The organism is Okeania sp. SIO2B9, from assembly GCF_010672505.1.
Lineage (GTDB): Bacteria > Cyanobacteriota > Cyanobacteriia > Cyanobacteriales > Microcoleaceae > Okeania > Okeania hirsuta.
In genome coordinates this window covers 1-1095 of the sequence record NZ_JAAHGK010001784.1, presented here as the reverse complement: position 1 = coordinate 1095, position 1095 = coordinate 1, and the positions used below count along the sequence as shown (strand labels likewise).

The following is a 1095-nucleotide window of genomic DNA, read 5'->3' as shown; positions in this document are numbered from 1 at the left end:
CTCCCGTAAGAGGAGGTTTTATCCGGCGAAACTTCCATCGCGGCCACCATATTTCCACCAGTTTCCTGATAGGCATCCACCATTTGTTTAAGGCAGGGCGTTTCAGCGGCGATTACGTCATCAGGCAGGATCACCGCGAATGGCTCATTCCCGATCAAACGGCGCGCGCACCAAACCGCGTGACCCAGCCCAAGCGCCTTGTGCTGGCGGATATAGGCAATGGCCCCGCTGTCCATGTTGGTATTTTCGAGCACTTCCAAAAGCTCTGTTTTGCCCTTCTTCGCCAACTCTGCTTCGAGGCTGGGAGAATGATCGAAATAGTCTTCCAATGCGCCCTTGCCGCGCGAGGTGACAAAAATAAACTCGGTAATTCCCGCAGCGCGCGCTTCATCGATCGCATATTGAATGAGCGGACGGTCTACGAGCGTCATGATTTCCTTTGGCACCGACTTGGTTGCCGGCAAGAACCGTGTGCCCAAGCCCGCTACGGGAAAAATCGCTTTCGTTACCTTAGTTTGCATGTCTTATCCTTAGTACGACGCACGCACATCACCACCTGTCTGCGTGATCGGAGAGCGTAAGTGCCCGACACGCATATAGCCACGATAAGTGCGAAAAATGTTATAGTTTTGGCAGTTTTCGGAACAATTCAGGCAAATCGCCCAAGATTGTCCTAATCTATCAACCTCAGCAGTATCCAGGTTGCGAAAACCCGCGTAACCCTCCTTCAATTCCAGTGTCCGCGCAATAATAAATGCGTGACATCTGACTTAATGCAAAGGCGTTAAATAAGTGAAAATTTTCGGCGTGAAGCACTCGGCACCCAACAGTATACACGGTAACAAAACTCCCAGTGTGTGTACGTTAACAAGTCTTGTTTGCCTAATGTTCGCGGAAAATTCAAGGTATTCTAAGCGAACATGGCAGGCGTTCGATGAATTATTGCGCGTCTTCGACTATTCGATACCCGCGTCGCGAAGCATCGTTTCCAATCGAGAAACATCTTCCGGGTTGTTCAGTTCCCAAAATTGGCGATCGCGCGCTTCGACTTCCACGCAAAGAACCCGGCGCCCCTGCTCCAGGAACCGAAGCTGA

Annotated in this window: 1 protein-coding gene; it reads right to left on the bottom strand. The window is 51.1% G+C overall.

Features of this window, described 5'->3' with window-relative positions; all coding sequences use genetic code 11:
- A partial coding sequence (locus F6K13_RS34415) for a UTP--glucose-1-phosphate uridylyltransferase (RefSeq protein WP_287290127.1) occupies positions 1-521 on the bottom strand: 521 nt, incomplete at its 3' end.
- Positions 522-1095: the final 574 nt, after the last annotated feature.